The sequence below is a fragment of the Thermobacillus sp. genome (genome assembly GCF_003390775.1).
GTDB classification, from domain to species: Bacteria; Bacillota; Bacilli; order Paenibacillales; family Paenibacillaceae; genus Thermobacillus; species Thermobacillus xylanilyticus.
In genome coordinates, this window is record NZ_QEWA01000016.1 from 1 (window position 1) to 23561 (window position 23561).

Sequence of the window (23561 nt, forward strand, 5' to 3'; positions counted from 1 at the left end):
GGCCATTATGAGGCTTCAAGTCACATTGAATATTCCTTCATCACGACCATCTCAGGAGAGAAAGGCATATTAAGGCATATTTTTGCATCTGTCACTTCAAAACGATAAGGATGTTCACGGATTCAGGAATAAAACAAACTCCCCTCACAGAGGTTTCCTCCGTGTGGGGAGTTGCGGATGACTCCGTCCGGGCCGTGGCGCCCGTCCGGCTTGCGCGTTATTTCGACGGCGCTTCCTCCGGGGTGATCGATCCCGCCGGAATGACGACCAGTTCGCCGTTCCGCTCGTCGATCGTCAGCTTGTCGCCTTTCTTGATCTTGCCGAGCAGCAGATCTTCGGACAGCCGGTCCTCGATATGCTTCTGGATCGCGCGGCGCAGCGGACGCGCACCGTACTGCGGGTCGAAGCCTTCCTTCGCGAGGAACGCCTTCGCCGCATCCGTCAGCTCGAAGTCGACTTCCTGCTCGCGCAGCCGTTTGCGCAGCTCATCCGACATGAGCGTGACGATCTGGCTGATGTGCTCCTGCTCGAGCGAGTGGAACACGATCGTCTCGTCGATCCGGTTCAGGAACTCCGGCCGGAACGCCTTCTTCAGCTCCGCGAGCACCTTCTCCTTCATCTGGTTGAACTCGCGGTCCGAATCCTGCACCGCCGTAAAGCCGAGGGTCGAATTCCGCTTGATCTGATCGGCGCCGACGTTCGACGTCATGATGATCAGCGTGTTGCGGAAGTCGACGACGCGGCCCTTCGAGTCGGTCAGACGGCCGTCCTCGAGCACCTGCAGCAGGATGTTGAACACTTCCGGATGCGCCTTCTCGATCTCGTCGAGCAGCACGACCGAGTACGGCTTGCGGCGCACTTTCTCCGTGAGCTGGCCGCCTTCCTCGTAGCCGACGTAACCCGGAGGCGCGCCGACGAGGCGGGAGGTCGAATGCTTCTCCATGTACTCCGACATGTCGATGCGGATGACCGCGTTCTCGTCGCCGAACATCGCTTCGGCCAGCGCCCGGGCGAGCTCGGTCTTGCCGACGCCGGTCGGCCCGAGGAAGATGAACGAGCCCATCGGCCGTTTCGGATCTTTCAGGCCGGCCCGGGCGCGGCGGATGGCGCGGGCGACCGCCTTGACCGCTTCGTCCTGCCCGATGACGCGGCTGTGCAGAATTTCCTCCATCTTCAGCAGCCGCTCGGTTTCCTCTTCCTTCAGCTTGCTGACCGGGATGCCGGTCCAGCTGGAGACCACCTGCGCGATATCTTCCGGCGTCACTTCGGAATCGGTGCGGCCCTGCTTCTCTTTCCACATGTTCTTCGTCGTCTCGAGCTCTTCGCGGATCTTCTGTTCCGTGTCGCGCAGCGCGGCCGCTTTCTCGAATTCCTGGCTCTGCACCGCGGCGTCCTTTTCCTTCCGGATTTCCTCGAGACGCGCTTCAAGCTGCTTCAGATTCGGCGGCACCGTGTACGAATGGAGCCGGACCTTCGATCCCGCTTCGTCGATCAGGTCGATCGCCTTGTCCGGCAGGAACCGGTCGGTGATGTAGCGATCCGACAATTTCACGGCCGCTTCGATCGCCTCGTCGGTGATCTTCACCCGGTGATGCGCCTCATAGCGGTCGCGCAGCCCGTGCAGGATCTGGATCGCTTCTTCCGGCGTCGGCTGTTCGACCATGATCGGCTGGAACCGCCGTTCGAGAGCGGCGTCCTTCTCGATGTATTTCCGGTATTCGTCGAGCGTCGTCGCGCCGATGCATTGCAGCTCGCCGCGCGCCAGCGCGGGCTTCAGAATGTTCGACGCGTCGATCGCGCCTTCGGCGCCGCCGGCGCCGATCAGCGTGTGCAGCTCGTCGATGAACAGGATGATGTTGCCGGCCTGGCGGATCTCATCCATGATCTTCTTCAGCCGGTCTTCGAATTCGCCGCGGTACTTCGTGCCGGCGACGACCGAACCCATGTCCAGCGTCATGACGCGCTTGTCGCGCAGCGTCTCCGGAATTTCGTTCGCCACGATGCGCTGCGCCAGCCCTTCGGCGATCGCCGTCTTGCCGACGCCCGGCTCACCGATCAGCACCGGGTTGTTCTTCGTCCGGCGGCTGAGCACCTGGATGACCCGCTCGATCTCCTTGCTCCGGCCGATCACCGGGTCGAGGTTGCCGTCGCGGGCCGCCGCCGTCAGGTCGCGGGCGAGGCCATCCAGCGTCGGCGTATTGACGTTCGTCGGCGCCCCGTGGCTGCTCGAGATCGCCTCGCTGCTGCCGAGCAGTTGCAGCACCTGCTGGCGCGCCTTGTTCAGGCTGATGCCCAGATTGTTCAGCACGCGCGCCGCGACGCCTTCGCCTTCCCGGATGAGGCCGAGCAGGATATGTTCCGTGCCGACGTACGTATGGCCCAGCTTGCGCGCTTCGTCCATCGACAGCTCGATCACTTTCTTCGCCCGCGGCGTGTACGCGATGTTGGCTGGCTGCTCCTGGCCGCGTCCGATCAGCGACTCCACTTCGTCCTGGATCTTCTCCAGGCCGAGACCGAGCGCCGTCAGCGCCTTCGCGGCAATGCCTTCCCCTTCCCGGATCAATCCCAGCAATATATGTTCCGTTCCGATGTTGTTGTGACCGAGACGAACCGCTTCTTCCTGCGCCAGCGCGAGAACCTTCTGCGCGCGCTCGGTAAATCTTCCGAACATCATGCCTCATGCACCTCCATGCTTGAATGTTTTGAAATGTTCCCGAATCATCTCCGCGCGGCGGATGTCCCGCTGATCCGGACTCATCGTCTCGTTGAACGTCTGCTGCAGAAAAGCGGGCTGCGTTTTCACCAGAAGTTCATTCATCACCGCAGGCGGCACATTCGGGATGAGCCCGAGGTCGACGCCGAGCCGCACGTCGGACAGCCGCTGCGCCGCCTCCTTCGAGTCGATGACGGCCGCGTGGCAGAGAATGCCGAAGGAACGGCACACCCGGTCCTGAAGCCTTACGCGGGATTCGGCGAGCAGACGCTTGCGCGCCGCTTTCTCGTGTTCGAGAATTTGCCGGGCCACGTTGTGGAGATTGTCGATAATCTCTTCTTCCGACTGCCCGAGCGTAATCTGGTTCGAGATCTGGAACAGGTTGCCGAGCGCCTCGCTGCCTTCACCGTATATGCCGCGCACCGCAAGACCGACCTGCGTCACGGCCGGCAGGATGCGGTTGATCTGCTGCGTCATGACGAGCGCGGGCAGATGCATCATCACGGATGCGCGGATGCCCGTCCCGACGTTCGTCGGGCAGCTCGTCAGGTACCCCCGCTTCTCGTCGAACGCGTAATCGACCGCTTCCTCGAACCTGTCGTCAATCCGGCTGGCTTTGGTCCATGCTTCCTTCACCTGGAAGCCCGGATACAGGCATTGGATGCGAAGATGGTCTTCTTCGTTCACCATGATGCTGACCGATTCGGTGCGATCGAGGATCAGCGCCCCGCAGCGCGATTCGTTCGCCAGCGCCGGGCTGATCAAATGTTTCTCGACCAGCACCTGTTTCTCCAGCTCGCTGAGATCATTCAATATAAAAATATCAAACTTTCCGACTTCATCCAATTTGCCCGCCCGGACGACGCCGGTCAGCTTCTCCATCACTTCCCGCGCCTGCTGGTTCGTCGCCAGCATCGGGAACGGATGCCCGCTCAGGTTGCGCGCGATCCGCACCCTGCTGCTGATGACGATGTCGGAATCCGGTCCTCCGTGCCGCATCCACTCGCTGAGCGCTTCACGCGCAAAACGACGTTTGTCCACCCGAGACCCCTCCTTCCTTGTACCCGGCTTCAACCGTCCGCCAGCCTGCGCTCAAGTTCACGGATCCGGTCGCGAATGCGCGCCGCGCTCTCGAAATCTTCGCGGGCGATGCGCTCCTGCAAATCCCGCTTGAGCCGGTCGATCTCCCGCCTGGAGCGGATCAGGCTGCCGGTCCGCTGCGGCACTTTGCCGACATGGACCGTATTGCCGTGCACCCGTTTGAACAGCGGATCCAGCTTGCCGTCGAAGAAACGATAACAGTCGCTGCATCCGAAGCGTCCGATCTTGCTGAACTGGCTGTACGTCAGCCCGCATGTCTCGCACCGGAGCGGCTGCGCGGCTTGTCCGCCGCCTGGCGGTTCGAAGTCGAGCAAGCCGGACAGCAGGCTGTGGATGGAGAAACCGTTCGCCGTGCCCGGTATCATCTCCCCGCGCTCGCGCGCGCATGACTCGCAGAAATGAAACTCCGACTTCTCGCCGTTGACGATCTTCGTAAAATGAAGCGTCGCCGGGCGTTTCCCGCAATCTTGACACAGCATGGGGCGGCCTCCTTTCGAACCTTCCTTATCAATATGCAGGATTAACTTTCAACAAGCAGCGCAATCAGCATCGCCTTGAGCAGCCGCGCCCGGATCTCGTCCCGCAGCGGCAGATTGACCGCGAGCGTCTCCCGGGAGACGGCCGCTTTGAGCAGCTGCACCTCGCGCCCGTCCAGCAGCTTCGCTTCCGCCAGCTGATAGATCAGCCCTTCGGCCGCGGATTGGTCGATGCGGTTGCCGATCGTGCGCAGCACATGCTCGTGGATCGGCTGGCAATCCGGCAGCTCCAGCTTCCGGATGCGAATGTAACCGCCGCCGCCCCGCTTGCTCTCGACCAGGTAGCCCCGCTCCAGCGTGAACCGGGTGGCGATCACGTAATTGATCTGCGACGGCACGCACGAGAACTTGTCCGCCAGTTCATTGCGCTGAATCTCGACGGTGCCTTCCGCACTTTCCCGGATCATCTGTTTCAGATACTGCTCAATGAGGTCGGTAATATTGCGCATGGTCATACCCTCCAGTCAATGGCCGGCCGGATTGACAGACGTTCCTTGATTCTGACTTTGACTTTCTTTGACCTTAACTTTATTATACCTGATTTTTCAACGCCGTCAAGCGTTCCAACCGGCACGATTTCATTATGTACGAACCGAACCGGCCGAATGCCTTGCCGGCCGGTTCGCCTTCAGCGCGCATCCTTCAGCACGATGCGGAGATCGTTCGCGATGACGTCGGCTCTGGCCGACAATTGGCCGGACGACAGGTTGCGGCTCAGCCGCTCAAGCGCTTTGCGGGCCACCGGACTCGTCACCCGCAGCACCCGGCTGCCGTCTCTGGCTTCCCTTGCGGAAGCCGCATCCCCGCTCGTGATCCGGATGCCGCCGAGCTGAAGCTCGACGCCTCCCCCGTTTCCCGCGCGGACAGGCGCGCCTTTGGGGTCGGACGTGCCGGCGCCGTCGGAGGTGATGCCGTCGTACCCGTTGCCGATGCGGAAGCTTCGGGTATCATCGAGCTTGTCGCTGTCCTTCATCCGTCCGCTGAACGTGCCGGCGCCGAACCAGCCTGCGCCGCCGCCGTCGCGGCTGCCGTTGAATTCATCTTCGCTGCCGAACATGCCGCTGCGTCCGCCGTTTTCGGCGGTCTGAGCCTTGTTCAGCCCCTTGACCTGATCAGAATGATCCGCATTGCCGCGCCTCGTCATCCGGTCCGGGTCATCCCGCTCGAACAGCCGGTTGCCGTTCGATCCGTAACCGGTGCCGTATGAGCCGATCCTGTCATCATAGCCATTTCCGCCTCCCGCGCATCCCGACAACACCAGCGCCGTCAACAGCGCCGTCAGGATGGACGCGCATGCGTGCCTGATGGTGATCCTCTTCACGCGCCGGAACCTCCCTTCACCATCTTTTCCCGTCCGTCGGCCGCCGCTTCGTCACATCATGGCGCAGAACTGTTTCATGTCCTCGATGAGCTCTTTCGGCAATTCCTTGTCCTGCTCGAACCCTTCAGACAGCGTATGCGCGACGAATTCGGCGCTTACGCCGTAATGCTTCAGAATGACGTTCAGCTTGTCGAGATTCTCGTGATTCTCGACATAATCGTTCAGCCGGCTCACGATTCGGACCTCCTTGCCTTGTGGGTTGTACTTAGCGGATCGCCCGCTTTGTTTTTATCCCGCAACGTCCAGTTTCTGGCCGAGAATGTAGCGATGATACAGCCACTCGGCCCAGGCGACCAGCGCCGATATGATGATGATTTCGCCGAAACTCAGATTCAAATCGTAGAAATACCTGACCACGCCGAGATAAACGGCGGCCAGCAGGAAATCGGAAATGGTCGCCACCGCGTTGTTCGTGCTCGGCAACAGCACCATGTCGCCGATCAGGAACGCGACAACCGTAAGCAGCGAAGCGGCGATAAAGGCGGTCAGATACGTCACGTCCGCATACCAGGCCAGCATCAGCGTGACGATGATCCCGTTCAACACCCATTTGAACAGAAATTTCACGGCTTTCACCCTCCTCGCGGGCCATTGCTGCAGCTGCACAGAGCTAGTGTGCCGCAGCGCCCCGTACTTAAGCAGCGGAATATTCCGGCACCCGTGACATGACCGGCCGCTTGCAATGCGGTGGAATGAACCGCCCCGCCGCCGGGGAATGCTGACGAAGTCGGCGCCTTTCTCGCGCCGCCTGCGGAAAGTTTATCCGCATCAGGCTACGGTGAAGGAGGTATCAGACGTGAAACGGATCGAACTGCGTCCGGATCTGCGCACGGCCGGGGGCGAAGTGAACGACATCCTGGTGGACGGGCGTTATGCCGGAACGATGACGCTTGTCTATCGCGAAGGCGGAAGGCTGACCGGATCCGTCCAGCTCGACCGCGATGTGCTGCGCGCGCGGGACAAGCGGCGGGTGCTTGAACATGTCAACGATTACGTCCAATCGTTCGTTCTTGCCGTAGGCGCGGCTTCCTGCGAGGTGTTCGTCACGTACAGCCCGTTCGATCAGTTTATTGTAATGGCTGACGAAGAGGACGAAGAACTCGTCGGCACCTGGAAGGACGCTGACGATGAGCCCGAATGGCAGGAAGCGGAATACGAACTGGTGCTGGTGGGCAAAAAACGCAACCGCCTGCACTACCACGTTTACGACGACAGACGCAGGTGGATCGCCGAAGCGCATCTGCGCGCGGATGACGGCAAGGTGACGGGCAGCGTCCGCTGGCGCAGCCTGCCGGATGACGACGAGATCGAGCTTGTCACGGAACTGATCGTTTCGGACTTCGACGAGGATTCGGTCGACGAATTCCTGATCGATCACCGCCACGAAGACGAGCTGCTTGAGACGGTCGAGCTGACGCATGAGGAAGTGCCGGAAACGAAGACTTCGCACGGGAAAAAGACCGGCATGCGCGGAGAAGCCAACTTTGCGGCCAAACTGATCCGCGACGACGGCGACACGCTCACCTACGAAATCCGCTCGAAGGCGGACGGCAACCGGACGATCGGCACGGCGACGGTCGATATCCGGGAGCGGCGGCTGACCGGATTCATCGACTTCAGGGAACGACGGCACGCCGACGACGCCGGCGCCATCGCGGCGGTGTTGATGCGGGAGCTGGACAAGGAGAAAGAGTACGACGGACTCAACCTCTCCCTTATGTACCGCAACCGTCTGATCGACGAATTCATCGTCGAGAACGAGACCGTGCATTGAGCGCTTGAAAAAAACGGGCCGATTCCGTCTCGGGAATCGGCCCGCTCAATTTTTCATTGTCAGCCCTTCAGCGATTCCAGCCACTCCGCGTAGCATTCGCTGCACAGCACTTCCTGCCGTTCTTCGACACCGTTTTCGTCATATACGGTGAACGTGTGGACGCTGTCGGCCGGCTTCTCGCAGTAATAACATTGATGCGCCATGCGGCAGCCCCTCCGTATGCATGCAGTCCGGCACCGGCCTCGTCACAACGCCTTACTGTTTTTCAGCCTTCGACTTCTGCTTCCGGTTCCGCTCCGCTGCGTACTCGCCTGCAAATTCCGTATCATCGACAGGCAGTCGGTTCAGGTCCGTCGTCTGCACGTCCGCCTTGCTGGCGCGATTTTTCTTCGCCACGGCCGGCACCCCCTTTCGGTGGATTCAGCCGTTAGCATCTGCACCGCGCTCGGAACGTTATGCGTTCCGAACCGGCGGAGTTTGTGGAAGGGCAGCCACCTATTTCAAATGAATAAGCGGCCCGGTAACGGTCCGCTTTCCCAACAGCTTCATTCGCCAAGCAGCCTGAGAAACTCCACTTCGTCGTCGATGACCGTGACGCCGAGCTCCCGCGCCTTCGTCAGCTTGCTGCCGGCACTTTCCCCGGCGATGACGTAGTCGGTCTTCTTCGACACGCTGCCGGACACTTTCGCGCCAAGCGCCTCCAGCTTCTTCGCCGCCTCGTCCCGCGTCATCGACGACAGCGTCCCGGTCAGCACGACCGTCTTGCCGCTGAAGACGCTGTCGGTCCGCACGACCGCCGGCCGCTCCGCCTCCGCCTTCACGCCGGCTTTGCGCATCCGCGCGATGCTCTCGCGAACGAGCGGGTCGTTGAAGAATCCGGCGATGGATTCCGCCACGATCCCGCCGACGTCGGGCAGCTGCTGCAGCTCTTCCACGGAAGCCGCCATGACGGCGTCCAGGCTGCCGTAGTGGTCCGCCAGCATCTTCGTCGTCGCCTTGCCCGTGTTCGGGATGCCGAGCGCGAACAGGAAGGAGGCGAGGTCGCGCCCCTTCGACTGCTCGATCGCGTCCAGCAGCTTCTGCGCCTTGCGCTCGCCGAACCGGTCCAGGGCGAGAAGCTGCTCCTTCGTCAGATCGTACAGATCCGCCGGATCGCGCACGCCGCATTCGTCATAGAGCTGCTCGGCCGTGGCGATGCTGAACGTCTCGATGTCCATCGCGTCGCGCGACGCGAAGTGCGTGATCCGCGCCACGATCTGCGGCTTGCAGCCGAGCTTGTTGTTGCAGAACAGATGCGCGCCCCGCTGCTCAAGCGGCGAGCCGCAGGCCGGGCAGTGCGTCGGGCAGACGATCTCGCCGCCTTCCTCCTCGTCGGCGCAGCCGAGAATCTCGGGAATGACGTCGTTCGAGCGGCGGATCCAGACGCGCGTGCCGAGCCCGAATTTGAGCCCTTTGCGCTCGATGTCGCCCATGTTGTTCAGCGTGCAGTTCTGCACCGTCACGCCGGCCAGCTCGACCGGCTCTACGCGGGCGATCGGCGTCAGCTTGCCCGTACGGCCGACCTGCCAGTCGACGGCCTGCAGCACCGTCGTCGCTTCCTCCGCCTCGAACTTGAACGCGATCGCCCAGCGCGGGAACTTGTCCGTGTAGCCGAGCGCTTCGCGCGTCCGCATATCGGTGAGCTTGACGACCGCCCCGTCGATCAGGAAGTCAAAGCTCGCGCGCCGCTCTTCGAGTCGCTTCAGCTCGACCGCCACGTCCTCGATCCGGTCGAAGTAGGCGATATAGTCGTTCACGAGGAACCCGTTGTCCTTCAGGAATCGGATCATTTCCGCGTGACTCGCGAAGGAGACGCCTTCCGCATAGCCGACGTTGTAGAAGAACGCGTTCAGCTTCCGCTCGGCGGTGATGCGCGGATCGAGATTGCGCAGCGCGCCGGCCGCGGCGTTGCGGGCGTTCTTGAGCGGCTCCGCGGCCGTCCGGTTGTAGGCTTCGAAAACGGACAGGTGCATGATCCCTTCGCCCTGCACTTCGATGACGCCCTGGAACGGAATCGTCAGCGGCACGGTCCGGATCGTCTTCACCTGGGGCAGGATGCCTTCGCCGACGACGCCGTTGCCGCGCGTCGCCGCCTGTACGAGCTTTCCGCCTTCGTAGGTCAGGTTCAGCGTCAGGCCGTCGAATTTCAGCTCGATGACATAGGACGGCTGCGGCAGCGGGTTGTCGGGGTTCCGTGCGTTATAGTCCGCAACCGCCTTTTGTACGCGGGCGTTCCAGGCGAGCAGGTCGTCTTCGGTCTGCGCCTTGTCCAGGCTCCACAGCCTCGCCCGGTGCCTGTGCGGCTCGAAGCCTTTCAGAATTTCGCCGCCGACCCGCTGCGTGGGCGAATTCGGCAGCACGACGCCCGTCTCCCGCTCGAGCGCGACCAGTTCGTCGTAGAGCGCGTCGTACTCCTTGTCGCTGATGACGGGATTGTCGAGCGTGTAATAGTTCCGATTGTGAACATTGATCTCTTCCACCAGCCGGGCCATCCGGTCCAGCTTCTTCTGGTCAGCCACGGGCGCACCCCTCTTTCACGATTGCGATGGCTAGATTTTCGTGATCGGCGCGAAGGCGGCGAGCAGCCGCTTCACCCCGACCGGCGCCGGAAAGGCGATCTGCAGCTCCCGGTCGTTGCCTTCGCCTTTGACGGCGACGACCGTGCCGACGCCCCATTTCACGTGGTTCACCTTGTCGCCGGGCGCAAACGTCTCGTTGGTTGCGCTTCCCGCTCCGGGCGTGACGCCCGCGCCGGCCGGCTTGCCGACGCCTTCGGTCACTCGCACGCCGCCAGCGGATACTTGCGATGGCGCGGCGCTCCGTGCGCCGAACCCGCCGCCGAAGCCGCCGCCAGATCCGCCGCCGCGGTAGCCGAATCCGCCCGATCCGCCCGCGGCGCTGTCGCCGTAACGGGCGTACCCGAACCCGAACGACCGGGCGGGCGAATCGTTCTGCTTCAGCTCGTCCGGCACTTCCTCCAGGAAACGGGACGGCATGTTGGCCATCGTCCGGCCGAACAGCGTGCGCACGCGGGCGCAGGTGAGATAGAGCCGCTCTTCGGCGCGCGTGATGCCGACATAGGCGAGCCGCCGCTCCTCTTCGAGTTCCTCGTCGTCCATCAGCGCGCGGCTGTGCGGGAAGACCCCTTCCTCCATGCCGATGATGAAGACGATCGGGAATTCCAGCCCTTTCGCGCTGTGCATCGTCATCAGGACGACCGCGTCGTCCGCGTACCGTTCGTCCGCGTCGCTTCCGAGCGTGTCGATGTCCGCGATCAGCGCAAGGTCGGTCAGAAACGCGACAAGGGACTTGTCCTCATTGCGCTGTTCGAAATCCTGGGTAACGGACAGGAACTCGTCGATGTTCTCGATGCGCGACTGCGACTCGATTGTGTTCTCCCGCTTGAGCTCCTCGCGGTAGCCCGTCCGCTCGAGCATCTGCTCCGTCAGCTCCGTCACGGACAGGTAGTCAACCATCCGTGACAAGTCCTCGATCATCTGCCGGAACTCCTGCAGCGCCGCGCGCGTCTTGCCCGTGACGTCCACCTCGCCCAGGTCGCCGAGCACCTCGAAGATCGACGTCCCGCGCCGCGCCGCTTCGGCCGTCAGCTTCGCCATCGTCGTGTCGCCGATGCCGCGCTTCGGCACGTTGATGATCCGCTCGAGGCTGATGTCGTCGTGCGGGTTCGAGATCAGCCGGAGGTAGGCGAGCAGGTCCTTGATCTCCTTCCGGTCGTAGAACCGGATGCCGCCGACGATGCGGTACGGAATCTCCGCTTTGATCAGCATTTCTTCGATGACCCGGGACTGGGCGTTCGTCCGGTACAAAATGGCGTGGTCCGCGTATCGGCGTCCGGCATCGCGGTTCTTGCGGATTTCGTTCGCGACGTACAGGCCTTCCTCGTGCTCCGATTCGGCCTGGCAGACGCGGATCGGTTCGCCCGGTCCGCGGTCGGTCCACAGGTTTTTCGGCTTGCGCCCGGCGTTGCGGGCGATGACGGCGTTCGCCGCATTCAGGATGTTCGCTGTGGACCGGTAGTTCTGCTCGAGCAGTATTGTGACCGCTTCCGGGTAATCTTTTTCGAAGTTGAGGATGTTCGTGATGTCCGCGCCGCGCCACCTGTAGATCGACTGGTCGCTGTCGCCGACGACGCAGATGTTGTGATGCTTGTCGGCCAGCATCCGGCAGAGCAGGTACTGCGCCCGGTTCGTGTCCTGATACTCGTCGACGTGGATGTAGCGGAACTTGTTCTGGTAGAAATCCAGGATGTCCGGTTCGGCCTTGAACAGGTCGATGGTCGTCATGATGAGATCGTCGAAGTCGAGGGAATTGTTGCTCTTGAGCCGCTTCTGGTACAGCTTGTAAACATCGGCGGCGATCCGGTCGACGTAATCGCCCGCGCGGTCGCCGTACCGTTCGGGGGACAGCAGTTCGTTCTTCGCGCCGCTGATTTTCGCCTGGATCATGCGGGGCTCGAACTTCTTCGTATCGTAGTTGAGATCTTTCATGCACGCCCGGATGACCGAGAGCTGGTCCGCCGAGTCGAGGATCGTGAAGTTCGACATGTAGCCGAGCCGCTCGATGTCTCTGCGGAGAATGCGCACGCACATGGAGTGGAACGTCGACACCCAGATGTCGCTGGCGCCGGGTCCGACCAGCGCCTCGACGCGTTCCTGCATCTCGCGCGCCGCCTTGTTCGTGAATGTGATCGCCAGGATGCTCCAGGGGGCGACACGCTTCTTGCCGATCAGATACGCGATCCGGTGCGTGAGCACGCGCGTCTTGCCGCTGCCGGCGCCCGCCATGATGAGGAGCGGGCCTTCCGTCGTCTGCACGGCCTCCCGCTGGCGCGGATTGAGCCGCTCGACCGCCTGGTCGAGGTCGATGGGACTAAACATGGCAGAACTCCTTCTGTTCGCATTTATGTTCGCCTGTTCTCAGTCTAGTCGACCGCACCGGGCGTGTCAATTTGCGGACGGGGGGGGGGTTGCGGCGCGGTTTGTCCGGTCTTGAGATTCCCGGCCGATCCAAGAACGATGCGGGTTCCGGTCGATCCACGAAACGATACGGTTTCCGGCCGGTTGGATAAGCGAAGAAATTGCTTCTGTTTTGTCGAATTTGGGGAAGCCGGGCGATTTTGAAGAAAAAATTTCCTCTATTCTCCGAAACATGCGGTGAAACAGGGGGGGGATGGCACGTCATAAACGAAAAATTTTCGCTTTATGAGGGCATTTTCGCCGATTTGGCCGGAATAGATGAAGAAATTCCCTCTAAGTCAGGCGGATTTCAGGCAGCAGGTCAAGTGCCGGGCGTTTCGGATGAGTTGCGCTGCGGCCTGCTCCGCATGTGCCCGCCGGTACGCCTGGATCTGGCGGCGCATGTGCACACAGGCGGCACGCCGCCGGTGCATACAGCAACCGTACATGCGCAGGCGCCATACCTCCTCAGACGGGCGGCGCATGCGAGCGTCACGCAACCGCAGGCGGGGGCCAAACCGTCACAGTCAGCCAAGACGTCAGGCCGTCACGCCGGCGCGGGCGTCTCCTTGACCGCCGCCACGGTCGCCAGCGCATCGTCCAGCCGCTCGTAGATCGCGTTGCCGACGATCACCGTATGCGCCGCCGCAGCCGCAAGCCGCGCCCGCTCCGCGTCGGCAACGCCGCCGCCGTAGAACAGCCGCGCGCCTTGCAGATCGGCCCGCACCCGCTCCACCAGCCGCATGTCGCCGAACATGCCGCTGTATTCGAGATAGACGATCGGCAGCCGCATGAGCCGGTCGGCCAGGCGGGCGTAAGCCAGCACATCGCGCTCTCCGATCGCCGTCCGGGCTTCGGTGAGCTTCGCGGCCGTCGACCCGCCGTTCAGGATGATATAACCTTCGCCGACGGCCGTATCCCACGGAATCATCGAGCCGTAGGCGGCGATCGCTTCCGCCTGCCGGCCGGCGATCCATTCCGCCGAACCGGCATTCAATACGATCGGCACCAGATACGCGTCGAAACCGGGGACGGCCGCTTCCGCCGACGACAGTTCCAGCACACACGGCACTTCGTAACGCCGGATGCGGGCGAGCAGATCCGTCGTATTGTCATACGTCATGCCGGTCGATCCGCCGACGATGACGGCGTCCGTGCCGGACCGGCAGACCGCGTCCAGCGCCGAATCGGAAATTTCGCGGTCGGGGTCCAGCTTGAAAAGATGCCGCCATTCCCTGAGCTGTCGTTCCGCCGCCCGTCCGTTCACGCGATCCACCCCCCCCGGCGCCGCTCACACGCCACTCTCGAGCGCCTCGATGCGCTGCAGCGCGGCGTAATCGTCGGGATACAGCATGACGTATTCGGTCAACCCGACCATGCGGAACAGTTTCTGATAATGCGCCGAGGCGCCGCATATGAACGTATGGAAGTCTTTCTTCCGGCCGGCCCGGGCGATGCGAATCAGCAGCGCCATGCCGGCGCTGTTGATGAAATTCACTTCATGCAGATTCAGGATGAGGTAGCGGCGGTCTTCGCCGAGCCCATCCTCCCAGTCGAGCACCGACCGGATCTTCTGTTCCGCCTGCTGGTCCAGATCGCCCTTCAGCGTGACGGACAATCCGGCATCGAACGGCACGATATTCAGTTCCAGCATCGAATTCATCAAGGCCCCCTCCTTCGTGTCACGATTGCCGATGATGCGACAGAAAATACATTTCCACGCAAAAACCGTGCTGGTCCTTCGTTGTGATCCAATAGTCGGTCAGCTCGTCGATCAGCCGGAGTCCCCATCCGCGCCCGTATTCGTGGTCGACCTCCGCGCGGCCGCCCGCCAGTTTCGCCGCGAAATCGAATCCGGGGCCTTCATCGCGTATCCGGCAAACCATGATCGCATGGCCGAAATGCGTCTGGATGGTCACCGTCTTGGCCTCGTCGAATCCGTTGCCGTGCTCGGCGGCATTCATCACCGCCTCGGCGACGCAGGTAACAATATCGTCGGTTCGTCCGGATTCGGACCAGTGTTCCCGCAGCATGGCCGCCAGCTCCGCGGCGACGGACCGCTCGCAGCCCGGCACCGAGGGCACGCGCCAGCTGCGCTCGCGAAGCTCCGCCCGCCGCCCGGCCTTGCCCGCGGTGTACTCGACGACGAGCAGCGTCCGGTCATCGCGGCGGTACGCTTCGCGGCTCTCCTGGCTGTCAAGCAGCCGCTCCATCCAGTCCGCCGCCGGCACGTCGGCCGGCCAGTTGGCGAGCTCCGCTTCGAGCCGTTCGAAGCCGTACATCTCACCGTCCGGCCCGGCGTCCTCAATGATACCGTCCGTATAGAGCACGAACCGTTCGCCCGGCGCGAAGCGGAACACCGTCTCGCGATACGTCTCCTCCGCGTTCATGCCGAGCGGCAGGGACGAGCTGTCCAATTGCCGCGGTTCGGTCCCCGGCAATGCCAGGTAGGGGGCGGGGTGGCCGGCGCCGGCGTAGCGCATCTCGCCCGTCTGGACATCGAGCAGGCCGATGCCCAGCGTGACGCCGACCGCCGTCAGGCTCTCGGCGCTCAAGCCGGCAAGCACGCGGTTCATCCTCTCGAGCAGGGCGGCCGGGCCACCGCCCTGCTTCACCTCGGAGCGAAACAGCAGCAGCAGCGCCGGCACCATGAAGGCGGCCTGCAGCCCTTTGCCGGGCACGTCTCCGATGAGCACGGCGACGACCGCGTCATCGAGGACGACCGCGTCGAACAGATCACCGCCGACTTCCGCCGCCTGGCGGCTACGAGCCGTCACGCGGCAGAGGCCGAGGCGAAGGTCGACGGGCGGCTGCCATTTGCGCTGGACTTCGAGCGCCAGCCGCAGCTCCGCCGCAAGCGGCTCCCCGCTGCCGGACAGCCGGCTGATCCCGCCGCCGGATTCGGCCGATTCCGATGCCATCGGCTCCTCGCCGGCCGGCGCCGCCTCAGCCGGACCAGGTGCGGCGGGCTCCCGTCCGATCGGCTGCTCAGGGCGCTTGGGCTGCTCAGGCTCCTCCGGCTCGTCCGGCCGCAAGCCTTCCGCTCCGCGCGGGCGCGCCTTGCGCCTGACGACGGAACACGCCGCCCATCCTGCGGCTCCGGCTGCCGCCGCAAGCAGCGCCGCCGCCGCTGCCGCCGCGGCGTCATGCGGCAGGAGGGCCGCCGCGGTCCAGCCGGCCGCCGCGCCGGCGAGCAACAGCACGAAGGCCGTACCTGCCTTGCGCGCCCGGGACCTCAACTTTCCCATACCAGCCGCTTCGTCTCCTCAAGCGGCTCCACGCCGAATTCTTCGCGGAAGACGCGCTCGAGCCGCTTATACCAGCCGACCGCCTCGGCGTGGCGGCCGCGCGCTTTCCAGAACCGGATCATCGCCTGATAGGCTTCCTCCTGGTCCGGCCTCAGGTCGATCCAGGCGGTCAGCCATTGCTCCGCGTGACTGTCCTCGGATAGACCGATGTAATATTCGGCCAGTCTGCGCAACATCACCGTCTGCCGCTCGAGCAGCTGCATCCGCCACCGCTCCAGCCAGTCCGACACCGGCATGTTCGCTCCGAGCAATCCGTATTTCCCCACGGCATCCAGGTAGAGCACGACGGCCGCGTCGCGGTCCGCCGCCCACAGTTGGTCGCCGACGCGCGACTGCGTCACATATTGCTCGACGTCGACCATGTCGATGACCGGCTCCCGGAATCCGACAAGCCCGCTGCGGACTTCGATCGCGTCTTCGAAGCCGATGCCGGCAAGCGCGCTGCGCAGCTCATGCAGCGAGACATACAGATGATTCGCCACCCGGGAAGAGTCCGCTTCGCCGAACAGATGCTCCAATACCTGATTGCGAAGCGCGCGATAATCCTGCTGCAACAGCAGATAGACGAACAGTTCGCGCGACTTGCGCCGTTTCCATTTCGGCTGGAGCGACGTGCCGTCCGGCAGGAAAATGCGGATGCCGGACATGAGCTGGATGCGCATCCGGTTCGCCCGCTCCTCCGCCGGCGCGTCCGCGGGCTCGATGGTCCGCGGGATCGACGCCTGGACGGCAGCAAGGCCGAGCTTGCTCTTGTATTCCGCCACCCATGCCAATGTTCGCGGCGTCGACATCTCCTCATGCAGCAGTTCCAGCTGCCGCAGCGCCATGGCCGCGTCCGTCCGTTCGCCTTCCGCAAGCCGGCGCGCCACGTTGAGCCGGCAGGCGAACATCTGCACTTCCACATCATAGCGCAGCTCGCCCTCCGGCCAGCCGACTCCGGCATCGGTGTCGGACCGCAGCGAATCCAGCATGTAGGCGTACCGGGCCGGCAGCCCGTCGCCCGACTCGCTTGTCAGCGCGTCGTGCACCGCCGCGCATTCCGGCCGAAGCGCCGCCCACCGGCCGAGTTCGGCGATCCGCCCGGCCCACGCGCCTTTCTTCATGCCGGCCGGATCATACATCCACCGGTCGAGCAGCACGTAGGCAAAACCGACCGCGTCTCCGTCTTCGCGGAACCGGTCAGCCGCCCGGGCGAAATCGTCGTCGATCAGGCGCGGCGCGAGAAAAGCGGTCGTCCGTGTCCAGCATTTTCCCCGTGCCAGCGCCCACCAGACGTAGCCGCCGCACCGGTCCGGATCGCGTCTTGCTTCTGCGTCCAGATGCATCAGCATCGCCTCGTTGTCCGAGAAATCGCCGATCCGCACATGAATCAGCGACAACAGGCCGATCATCGACAACATTTCGCGATGGTCCGCCATCAGCGCGAACGCTTTCACGGCTTCCTGCGCCCATCTCCGCGCCTCCCGCAGCCTTCCTTCCAGCATGAGCCGCACGGCCCCGGCGCGAAGCAGGAGCGGCGAACGGAAAAGGACGGACTCGGGCAGCCGGACCAGCGCATCCCATTCGGGCAACTGTCCGTTCTGCACGGCCTGTTCGAGCTTCAGCACTTCTTCTCTGTTGTTGTCGGGTTCGCCATGTTGCTCGATGTGATGCATGGGTAAAGACTCCATTTCCATGGAATATAGGTTAATCGTACTATATGGTTTAGGAAAAATGGAATACTAACTTACACAATACGATCTCTTCTTACAAAATTCCTTCCGCTCCACCGGCCGCCGCAACAACCGACAAGACGCGAAAAAGGCACGCGGACGTGCCGTTTTCTCATCCGAATGCGGCCGTCCGCGCACGGCGCATCCTTACTTGACCAACTGCCCGCGCGTGACGCCGAGCTGGTTGATCGCCTTGAGGGTGCGCCATACTTCGGTGCCTCCGATTTTGCCGCGGATCGCGTCTGTGTAGAGCCGGATGACTTCCTCCACCTTCTCCGCCCGCTCTTCGAGAAATTCGACTCTGAACGTGCCGGCGCCGAGCTCGATGAAGCTGCGCAAATATTCGGCGCCCGACTGTTCGATCGCGTTGTACACCGTATTGCGGCAGCCGTCGTCGACGCGGACGGGATGGGACATGCCGATCCGGTCCCGCAGCGACACGCGATGCTGCTCGCAGGGACGGCCGCAATTCGTGTAGTCCGTACCGTCGCTCAGGAACGTGCAGTACACGCAGTGCTCCGTGTGGAACATCGGCAGATGCTGGTGGATGACGATCTCCGCCTTCGAGCCGTCCATCCGCCGCAGCAGATCCATCATCTGCTGCGCATTCAGATCATAGGAGAGCGTAACCCGCGCGCAGCCGAGATCCAGCATCAGGTTCGCCGCCTTGTGGTTGGCGATGTTCAGCGAGAAATCGCCGATCAGTTCGGGGAACCGCGCCCTGTCCCCCGCGGCTTCCAGCTCCGCCCGCTTCCGCAGATAGAATTGCAGCGCCCCCGTATTCCGGACCAGCACGGCGTCGGGCTCCAGCTTCAGGATCATGTTATGGTAGCCGTTCTCCCCCGGCATATGGATGCGCGGCGTTGCCAGCGCGATCCGCTTGCCGGCCCTGCGCGCCGCCTGGACGGCCTCCGGATACTGCCGGATGAATTCGAAATCCGCGTAGACGAGCCCGACGCCCGCCGCAAACGCCGCTTCCACCTGTTCCATATTGCGGCACAGCGCGGTCAGCTCCGGCTCGCCCCCAAGGGCCTCGGCGCGCCGGACGTCGGCGTAAGGATCGATGCTCCGTTTCGCGTACGGCCGCGGCTTCATCCGCGCGTCTTCCAGCTTCGCCGCCGCTTCCCGGCGGAGCCGGTTCAGCTCGCTGATCGGCAAGATCACCGAACCTTCGAGTTCGACGTCCAGCTCCTCCAGCCGAAAAATCGTCCCGCCGAGCCGCCCGAATTGCTCGGCCAGCAGCGCCCGGTCCATCGGCCGCTTCTCCGCGACAGCCAGCGGAATCCCGCTGTCCGCTTCCACGCGGATCCCCGTTTGCATGTCGGTCCATACCGTCCGGAGCGGTTCACCCGCGCGTCCGCTGACGTTGACGCACACCGGGAAGGCGCGGTACGGCTTGTCCGTCTCGAACGTCTGACGCAGCCGCCGGTCAAGCGCCGGATCGCTCGTCTTCCAGATCCGGTCGCCCGGCTTCACGCGCTTCAGGTCGACGTCATGGCGGCCGGGCACGATCTCGTACGTTCCGCCCTCCAGCGCCTCGCCTTCGACTTTGGCGCCCTGCCGGCGGATGTCATAGACGCGGCCGCCTTCTTCCGGCTTTTCCGGCTCGCCCGCGTCGAATACGATGCCGTCGCCGCGCTTGAGCGGCGCCTCGAGCCGGCAAATGACGCCGTCCCGGGTGACACGTTCGACGCGGCCGAGATAGACGCCGCGGCTTTTCGGGAATGTCCCGTCGACAAGCTGCTTGTTGTTCGTGCCGAGCAGGAAACCCGGCGTGAACCCGCGGGAGAAACTTTGCTGCAGCTCCCGTATTTCTTCCTTCGACGGTTCCGCATCGTCCCCCGCGAAGTAGCGGTCGATGGCGGCCCGATATTTGCTCACCACGTTCGCGACGTATTCCGGGCTTTTCAGCCGGCCTTCGATCTTGAACGAAATGACGCCCGCCTCGATCAGTTCCGGCACGAGTCCGATCGCGGCCAGATCCTTCGGCGAGAGCAGGTAGGCAACGTCGCCCATCTCCTTCTGCTCGCCGTCCACCATCAGGTCGTAAGGCAGCCGGCACGCCTGCGCGCATTCGCCGCGGTTCGCCGACCGGCCGCCCCACATCTCGCTGGTCAGGCATTGGCCCGAATAGGAAACGCACAGCGCGCCGTGGACGAATACTTCAAGCGGATGCGACGTCTGGCTGCCGATGGTTCGGATCTGCTTCAGATTGTTCTCCCGTCCGAGCACCACCCGTTCAATGCCGAGAGATGCCGCGAACTCGACCGCCTCCGGCGAGGTGATCGTCATCTGCGTCGACCCGTGAATCGGCAGGTCGGGCGAGATCTCGCGGATCATGCGCACGAGGCCCAGATCCTGCACGATGACCGCATCGATCCCGGCATCCGCGCATGCCTCCGTCAGCCGCTTCGCCTCCTCCAGCTCATCTTCGAAGACGAGAATGTTGAAGGCGAGGTAGCCTTTCATGCCATAGCGGCGAAGGAAGGTCATGATTTCCGGAAGTTCTTCCATCCGGAAATTGTGCGCCCTCGCCCGCGCATTGAAATGCTCGACGCCGAAGTACACCGCGTCAGCGCCGTTCGCCGCCGCCGCCCGCAGGCAGTCCCAGTTGCCGGCGGGCGCCAGCAGTTCGATGTCTTCGCGTCTCAAGCCGTTCCGTATCATCATCGTTGGTCCTCCAGGTTGTCCGCTCACGCATCGTGAAATTCTGTAACCCAGTGTAACACCCTGCGTGCGCGATTCCAATAGCATGACGAGGGGAAGACGGTAAAGTCAGGTCCTGCTCCGCTGCAAGTTTGGCCTGTTGCTATCCAAAATTGGCATTTCGCAGCGCACGCCGTTCAATGTGAAAAATGGGCATGATATAATGGACGGGAAAGCGATGACATTCCCGATCGGGGAATCGAAGGAGGCTGTTCGCGAACCATGAAACTTGGCATTTTCACTGTGCTCTTCGGCCAGAAACCGTTCGAGGAAATGCTTGACTACGTCGCCTCGAAGGGACTGGAAGCGGTCGAGATCGGCACCGGCGGCTATCCGGGAGATGCGCATTGCAACCGGAAGGAACTGCTCGCCGACGAGAGCAAGCGCAAGGCGTTCCTGAAGGCGGTCGAATCCCGCGGCCTGATCATCAGCGCGCTGAGCTGCCATGCCAACCCGCTTCATCCTCAGAAAGCGATTTCAAGCGAACACGACCAGACCATCCGCGAGACGATCGACCTGGCATCGAAGCTCGGCGTGCCGGTCGTCAACACGTTCTCCGGCTGCCCCGGCGACAGCGAGGACGCGAAATATCCGAACTGGCCGGTCGCGCCGTGGCCGAACGACTATCAGGAAATTCTCGATTGGCAATGGAAGAACAAAGTCATTCCGTACTGGACCGAAATTGCGAAATATGCGTCCGAACGGAACGTCAAGATCGGGCTCGAGCTGCACGGCGGCTTCTCCGTCCATACGCCGGCGACGCTGCTCCGTCTGCGTGAATCGGCCGGCGAAGCGATCGGCGCCAACCTCGACCCGAGCCACATGTGGTGGCAAGGCATCGATCCGGTGCAAGCCGTACATATTCTCGGCCGCGCCGGCGCGATTCACCATTTCCACGCGAAGGATACGTCGATTGATCCGATCAACGTCAACCGCTACGGCCTGACCGACATGCAGCCGTACACGAACATGCTCGAACGCGCATGGCAGTTCCGCACCGTCGGCTTCGGCCACGATCTGAAGACTTGGGCCGACATCATCAGCGCCCTCCGGCTGGTCGGCTACGACTATGTCGTCAGCATCGAACACGAAGACGGTCTGATGTCCGTTGAAGAAGGATTCACGAAAGCCGTGCAAAATCTGCAGCAAGTGTTGATCCGCGAACCGCTGGGCGAGATGTGGTGGGTATAACCTGCCCGTCTCTGCAGACGCTCGACGCCGTATTCGTGCTGAACAGCGACGAATACCACACCGCCGCGACGCTGGCCGCGTTGCGCCACAAGAAGCATGTCCTGCTCGAGAAGCCGATGTGTCTGACGCTCGCCGACGCGGACGCCATCATCCGCGCCCGGGACGAGGCGGGCACGCAGGTGATGATCGGCTACATGCGGCGCTACGCGCCCGCCTTCACCGAGGCGGTCGAGCTGGTTCGGAACATGGGGCCGATCCGCTACGCGCGCGTCCGGGATCTGATCGGACCGAACGGCTATTTCATCGGCCAATCGAGCCGCGTCTTCCGCCCGACGGATATCCCGGAGGAAGCGATGGCCGAGCGGAAGCGGCTTGCGGCGCAGCAGGCTGCCGAGGCGATCGGTGACGCCCCGGCCGATCTGGTCAGCACATACCGGCTGCTGAACGGGCTCAGCAGCCATGATCTGTCGGCGATGCGCGAGCTGATCGGCATGCCGGACCGCGTCATCTCCGCCGCGCAATGGAACGGCGGTTCGTTCATCCACGCGCTGTTCGAGTTCGACGGATTCAACGCGACCTTCGAGACGGGCATCCACCGGATCGGCCGCTTCGACGCGCATCTCGAAGTGTACTCGGACGCCAAAGCGGTGAAAGTCCAATATAATACCCCGTACATCCGTCACCTGCCGACCGTGCTGATGGTCGACGAGACGGACGGCGACGCCTTCTCCGTGTCCGAGACCCGGCCGACATTCAAGGACCCGTACACCGTCGAGATCGAGACGTTCCACGACGTGGTGACCCGCGGGCTCGTGCCGAAGACGACGCCGGAGGACGCGAAGCAAGACCTTATCCTGTTCCGGTGGATCATCGATGCGATCCGCCGGAACGGATAACCGGTTACACAACAAGAGCCTCTCCGCTTGCTCCAGCGGGAGGCTCTATGTATGTGCCCATGCAAACCTGACGGCCGATTAACCGGCCCAGACCTCGAAAATCATGACATAGTCGATGAACAGGAAAATCGCGAGGGACACGAGCGCAAAGCCGATGGCAAAATAGTTCTTGCGCGGCCGTTCCATCAGCAGCCGTACGAGGCCGATGGCAATGACAACGGTAAACAGCAGCATCATGATATCGAACGGGTCGAAGCTGCTCGCGGATGCGGTCTCTTCTGCAAGAAGCAACATGGGGGGACCTCCTTCTGAATCGTCAACCCAGGGTAAACACTTATCTCCGTTCTATGTTAGCCTGTCACGGCTCCGGTTGCAAGCCTTTCTTCGCACTGTTAACAACTTTGTCACGCGCCGCATGGCAGTCTGACCTTAGCATGCCCAAAATAACGTCCCCGCCCGCATTTTTTGATATAATGGGACAAGATATCGACCGGAAAGACAACCCGGCTCAGGGAGGTTATGACCGTGAAAAAAGTCGGCCGTAACGATCCGTGTCCCTGCGGCAGCGGCAAAAAGTACAAACGCTGCTGTCTGGAGAAGGACCAGGCCGCAAACGTCACCCGCATCGCTCCCGGACAGCCCGCGGCGGATGAACCCGAAGATGATTTCTCCGATCCCGTGATCACCGCCGAGGACGTGGTCAGTCTCATCGAGCATGAGCTGGAGTGGGGCAACGTGCGCTATCAAATGATCGCCCGCTATCTGGCGAACCGGATGGCCGGCGAATACGAATGGGACCACATCGCGATGGCGGTCACCATGCTGAACCTGTACACCGGTACGGCTCAGCCCGTCCTGCGCACCGCCGGAGTCATCGCGGGGGCGATGGAATACTTCACCGCGCAGGCTTTCGGCATCGAAGGCGTCACCTTGACCTCCCTGGCCGAAAAATACGAGGTATCCGCGTCGGCCATCTCCCGGCGGTACAAGGATCTCGAGGCGTTCGCCGAAGCGCTGTACGAACAGGAGAATGCGGCCCCCGGCCAGCCCCGGGCCGTCGGCATGCCGCCGAATCTCAAACAATTGGCGGATTCCCCCGAGCCCGGGTTCGACAGTAAGCCCCTAAAAGTAGGCACCCTCTTGGGTGCTATGGATAACTGAATTCCAGATTTGACGCGGTTTTTCCGACTTGTCCACAGGCACTACATCGTGAAAAAATCCGAAAATC

Annotated in this window: 21 protein-coding genes; 4 read left to right on the top strand and 17 right to left on the bottom strand. The window is 62.7% G+C overall.

From position 1 onward, the window contains the following. Positions 1 to 217: 217 nt before the first annotated feature. From clpC to C6W55_RS00775, 7 genes are all read right to left on the bottom strand, one after another. Positions 218 to 2674, bottom strand: a complete 2457-nt coding sequence (gene clpC / locus C6W55_RS00745) for an ATP-dependent protease ATP-binding subunit ClpC (RefSeq protein ID WP_286890877.1) — start codon at positions 2672 to 2674, stop codon at positions 218 to 220. 3 nt (positions 2675 to 2677) lie between these two features. Beyond that, positions 2678 to 3754 carry a protein-arginine kinase McsB gene (gene mcsB / locus C6W55_RS00750; RefSeq protein WP_286890880.1) on the bottom strand — a complete coding sequence of 359 codons (1077 nt, stop codon included), beginning with the start codon at positions 3752 to 3754 and terminating at the stop codon, positions 2678 to 2680. 29 nt (positions 3755 to 3783) lie between these two features. Further along, positions 3784 to 4293: a protein-arginine kinase activator protein McsA gene (gene mcsA / locus C6W55_RS00755; protein WP_015253237.1), complete on the bottom strand. Its 510-nt coding sequence runs from the start codon at positions 4291 to 4293 to the stop codon at positions 3784 to 3786. A gap of 41 nt (positions 4294 to 4334) precedes the next feature. Then, positions 4335 to 4799: a CtsR family transcriptional regulator gene (locus C6W55_RS00760; protein ID WP_286890884.1), complete on the bottom strand. Its 465-nt coding sequence runs from the start codon at positions 4797 to 4799 to the stop codon at positions 4335 to 4337. Between the two features lie 179 nt (positions 4800 to 4978). Then, on the bottom strand, positions 4979 to 5671 hold the full coding sequence (locus tag C6W55_RS00765; protein ID WP_286890885.1) for a hypothetical protein: 693 nt from the start codon (positions 5669 to 5671) through the stop codon (positions 4979 to 4981). Between the two features lie 51 nt (positions 5672 to 5722). Further along, complete coding sequence (locus C6W55_RS00770) at positions 5723 to 5905, bottom strand: hypothetical protein (protein ID WP_286890886.1); 183 nt, start codon at positions 5903 to 5905, stop codon at positions 5723 to 5725. 54 nt (positions 5906 to 5959) lie between these two features. Beyond that, positions 5960 to 6298, bottom strand: a complete 339-nt coding sequence (locus tag C6W55_RS00775) for a DUF2512 family protein (protein ID WP_286890887.1) — start codon at positions 6296 to 6298, stop codon at positions 5960 to 5962. A 229-nt stretch (positions 6299 to 6527) separates the two neighbouring features. On the opposite strand from C6W55_RS00775, the gene C6W55_RS00780 reads away from it, so the two are divergent. Next, entirely contained in the window at positions 6528 to 7505 is a 978-nt protein-coding gene (locus C6W55_RS00780; protein ID WP_286890890.1) for a hypothetical protein, read from the top strand. Positions 7506 to 7564: 59 nt separating this feature from the next. Here C6W55_RS00780 and C6W55_RS00785 read toward each other — a convergent pair whose 3' ends face one another. The 9 genes from C6W55_RS00785 to C6W55_RS00825 form a co-directional block, all read right to left on the bottom strand. Further along, on the bottom strand, positions 7565 to 7708 hold the full coding sequence (locus tag C6W55_RS00785; protein WP_015253231.1) for a hypothetical protein: 144 nt from the start codon (positions 7706 to 7708) through the stop codon (positions 7565 to 7567). 52 nt (positions 7709 to 7760) lie between these two features. Then, positions 7761 to 7901, bottom strand: coding sequence for a hypothetical protein (locus C6W55_RS00790; RefSeq protein ID WP_015253230.1), 141 nt, complete (start codon positions 7899 to 7901; stop codon positions 7761 to 7763). A gap of 149 nt (positions 7902 to 8050) precedes the next feature. Beyond that, a complete protein-coding gene (ligA, locus tag C6W55_RS00795) occupies positions 8051 to 10036 on the bottom strand; it encodes an NAD-dependent DNA ligase LigA (RefSeq protein WP_286890907.1) in 1986 nt (661 codons plus the stop codon). A gap of 57 nt (positions 10037 to 10093) precedes the next feature. Further along, positions 10094 to 12442, bottom strand: a complete 2349-nt coding sequence (gene pcrA / locus C6W55_RS00800) for a DNA helicase PcrA (protein WP_286890891.1) — start codon at positions 12440 to 12442, stop codon at positions 10094 to 10096. Positions 12443 to 13067: 625 nt separating this feature from the next. After that, the gene (gene pcrB, locus C6W55_RS00805; RefSeq protein ID WP_286890893.1) at positions 13068 to 13787 is read right to left on the bottom strand and encodes a heptaprenylglyceryl phosphate synthase; all 720 of its coding nucleotides are present in this window, start codon (positions 13785 to 13787) and stop codon (positions 13068 to 13070) included. A gap of 24 nt (positions 13788 to 13811) precedes the next feature. Continuing rightward, entirely contained in the window at positions 13812 to 14183 is a 372-nt protein-coding gene (locus tag C6W55_RS00810; protein WP_286890895.1) for an STAS domain-containing protein, read from the bottom strand. Between the two features lie 19 nt (positions 14184 to 14202). After that, positions 14203 to 15768 carry an ATP-binding SpoIIE family protein phosphatase gene (locus C6W55_RS00815; RefSeq protein ID WP_015253225.1) on the bottom strand — a complete coding sequence of 522 codons (1566 nt, stop codon included), beginning with the start codon at positions 15766 to 15768 and terminating at the stop codon, positions 14203 to 14205. Then, entirely contained in the window at positions 15756 to 17483 is a 1728-nt protein-coding gene (locus C6W55_RS00820; protein ID WP_286890897.1) for an AfsR/SARP family transcriptional regulator, read from the bottom strand. Before C6W55_RS00820 ends, C6W55_RS00815 begins: the two co-directional genes overlap by 13 nt. A gap of 204 nt (positions 17484 to 17687) precedes the next feature. After that, the gene (locus C6W55_RS00825; RefSeq protein ID WP_483316339.1) at positions 17688 to 20207 is read right to left on the bottom strand and encodes a U32 family peptidase; all 2520 of its coding nucleotides are present in this window, start codon (positions 20205 to 20207) and stop codon (positions 17688 to 17690) included. 261 nt (positions 20208 to 20468) lie between these two features. Here C6W55_RS00825 and C6W55_RS00830 point away from each other — a divergent pair, with 261 nt between their 5' ends. Both C6W55_RS00830 and C6W55_RS00835 read left to right on the top strand, forming a co-directional pair. Further along, positions 20469 to 21437 carry a sugar phosphate isomerase/epimerase family protein gene (locus C6W55_RS00830; RefSeq protein WP_286890900.1) on the top strand — a complete coding sequence of 323 codons (969 nt, stop codon included), beginning with the start codon at positions 20469 to 20471 and terminating at the stop codon, positions 21435 to 21437. Continuing rightward, a complete protein-coding gene (locus C6W55_RS00835) occupies positions 21428 to 22333 on the top strand; it encodes a Gfo/Idh/MocA family protein (protein ID WP_286890902.1) in 906 nt (301 codons plus the stop codon). The genes C6W55_RS00830 and C6W55_RS00835 overlap by 10 nt, the downstream gene beginning before the upstream one ends. A gap of 78 nt (positions 22334 to 22411) precedes the next feature. Here the strand turns inward: C6W55_RS00835 and C6W55_RS00840 are convergent, their stop codons facing one another. Further along, positions 22412 to 22627: a hypothetical protein gene (locus C6W55_RS00840; protein ID WP_213486175.1), complete on the bottom strand. Its 216-nt coding sequence runs from the start codon at positions 22625 to 22627 to the stop codon at positions 22412 to 22414. A 231-nt stretch (positions 22628 to 22858) separates the two neighbouring features. Between C6W55_RS00840 and C6W55_RS00845 the strand changes: the two genes are divergently transcribed. Next, complete coding sequence (locus C6W55_RS00845; RefSeq protein WP_286890905.1) at positions 22859 to 23494, top strand: YecA family protein; 636 nt, start codon at positions 22859 to 22861, stop codon at positions 23492 to 23494. Positions 23495 to 23561 lie beyond the last annotated feature (67 nt).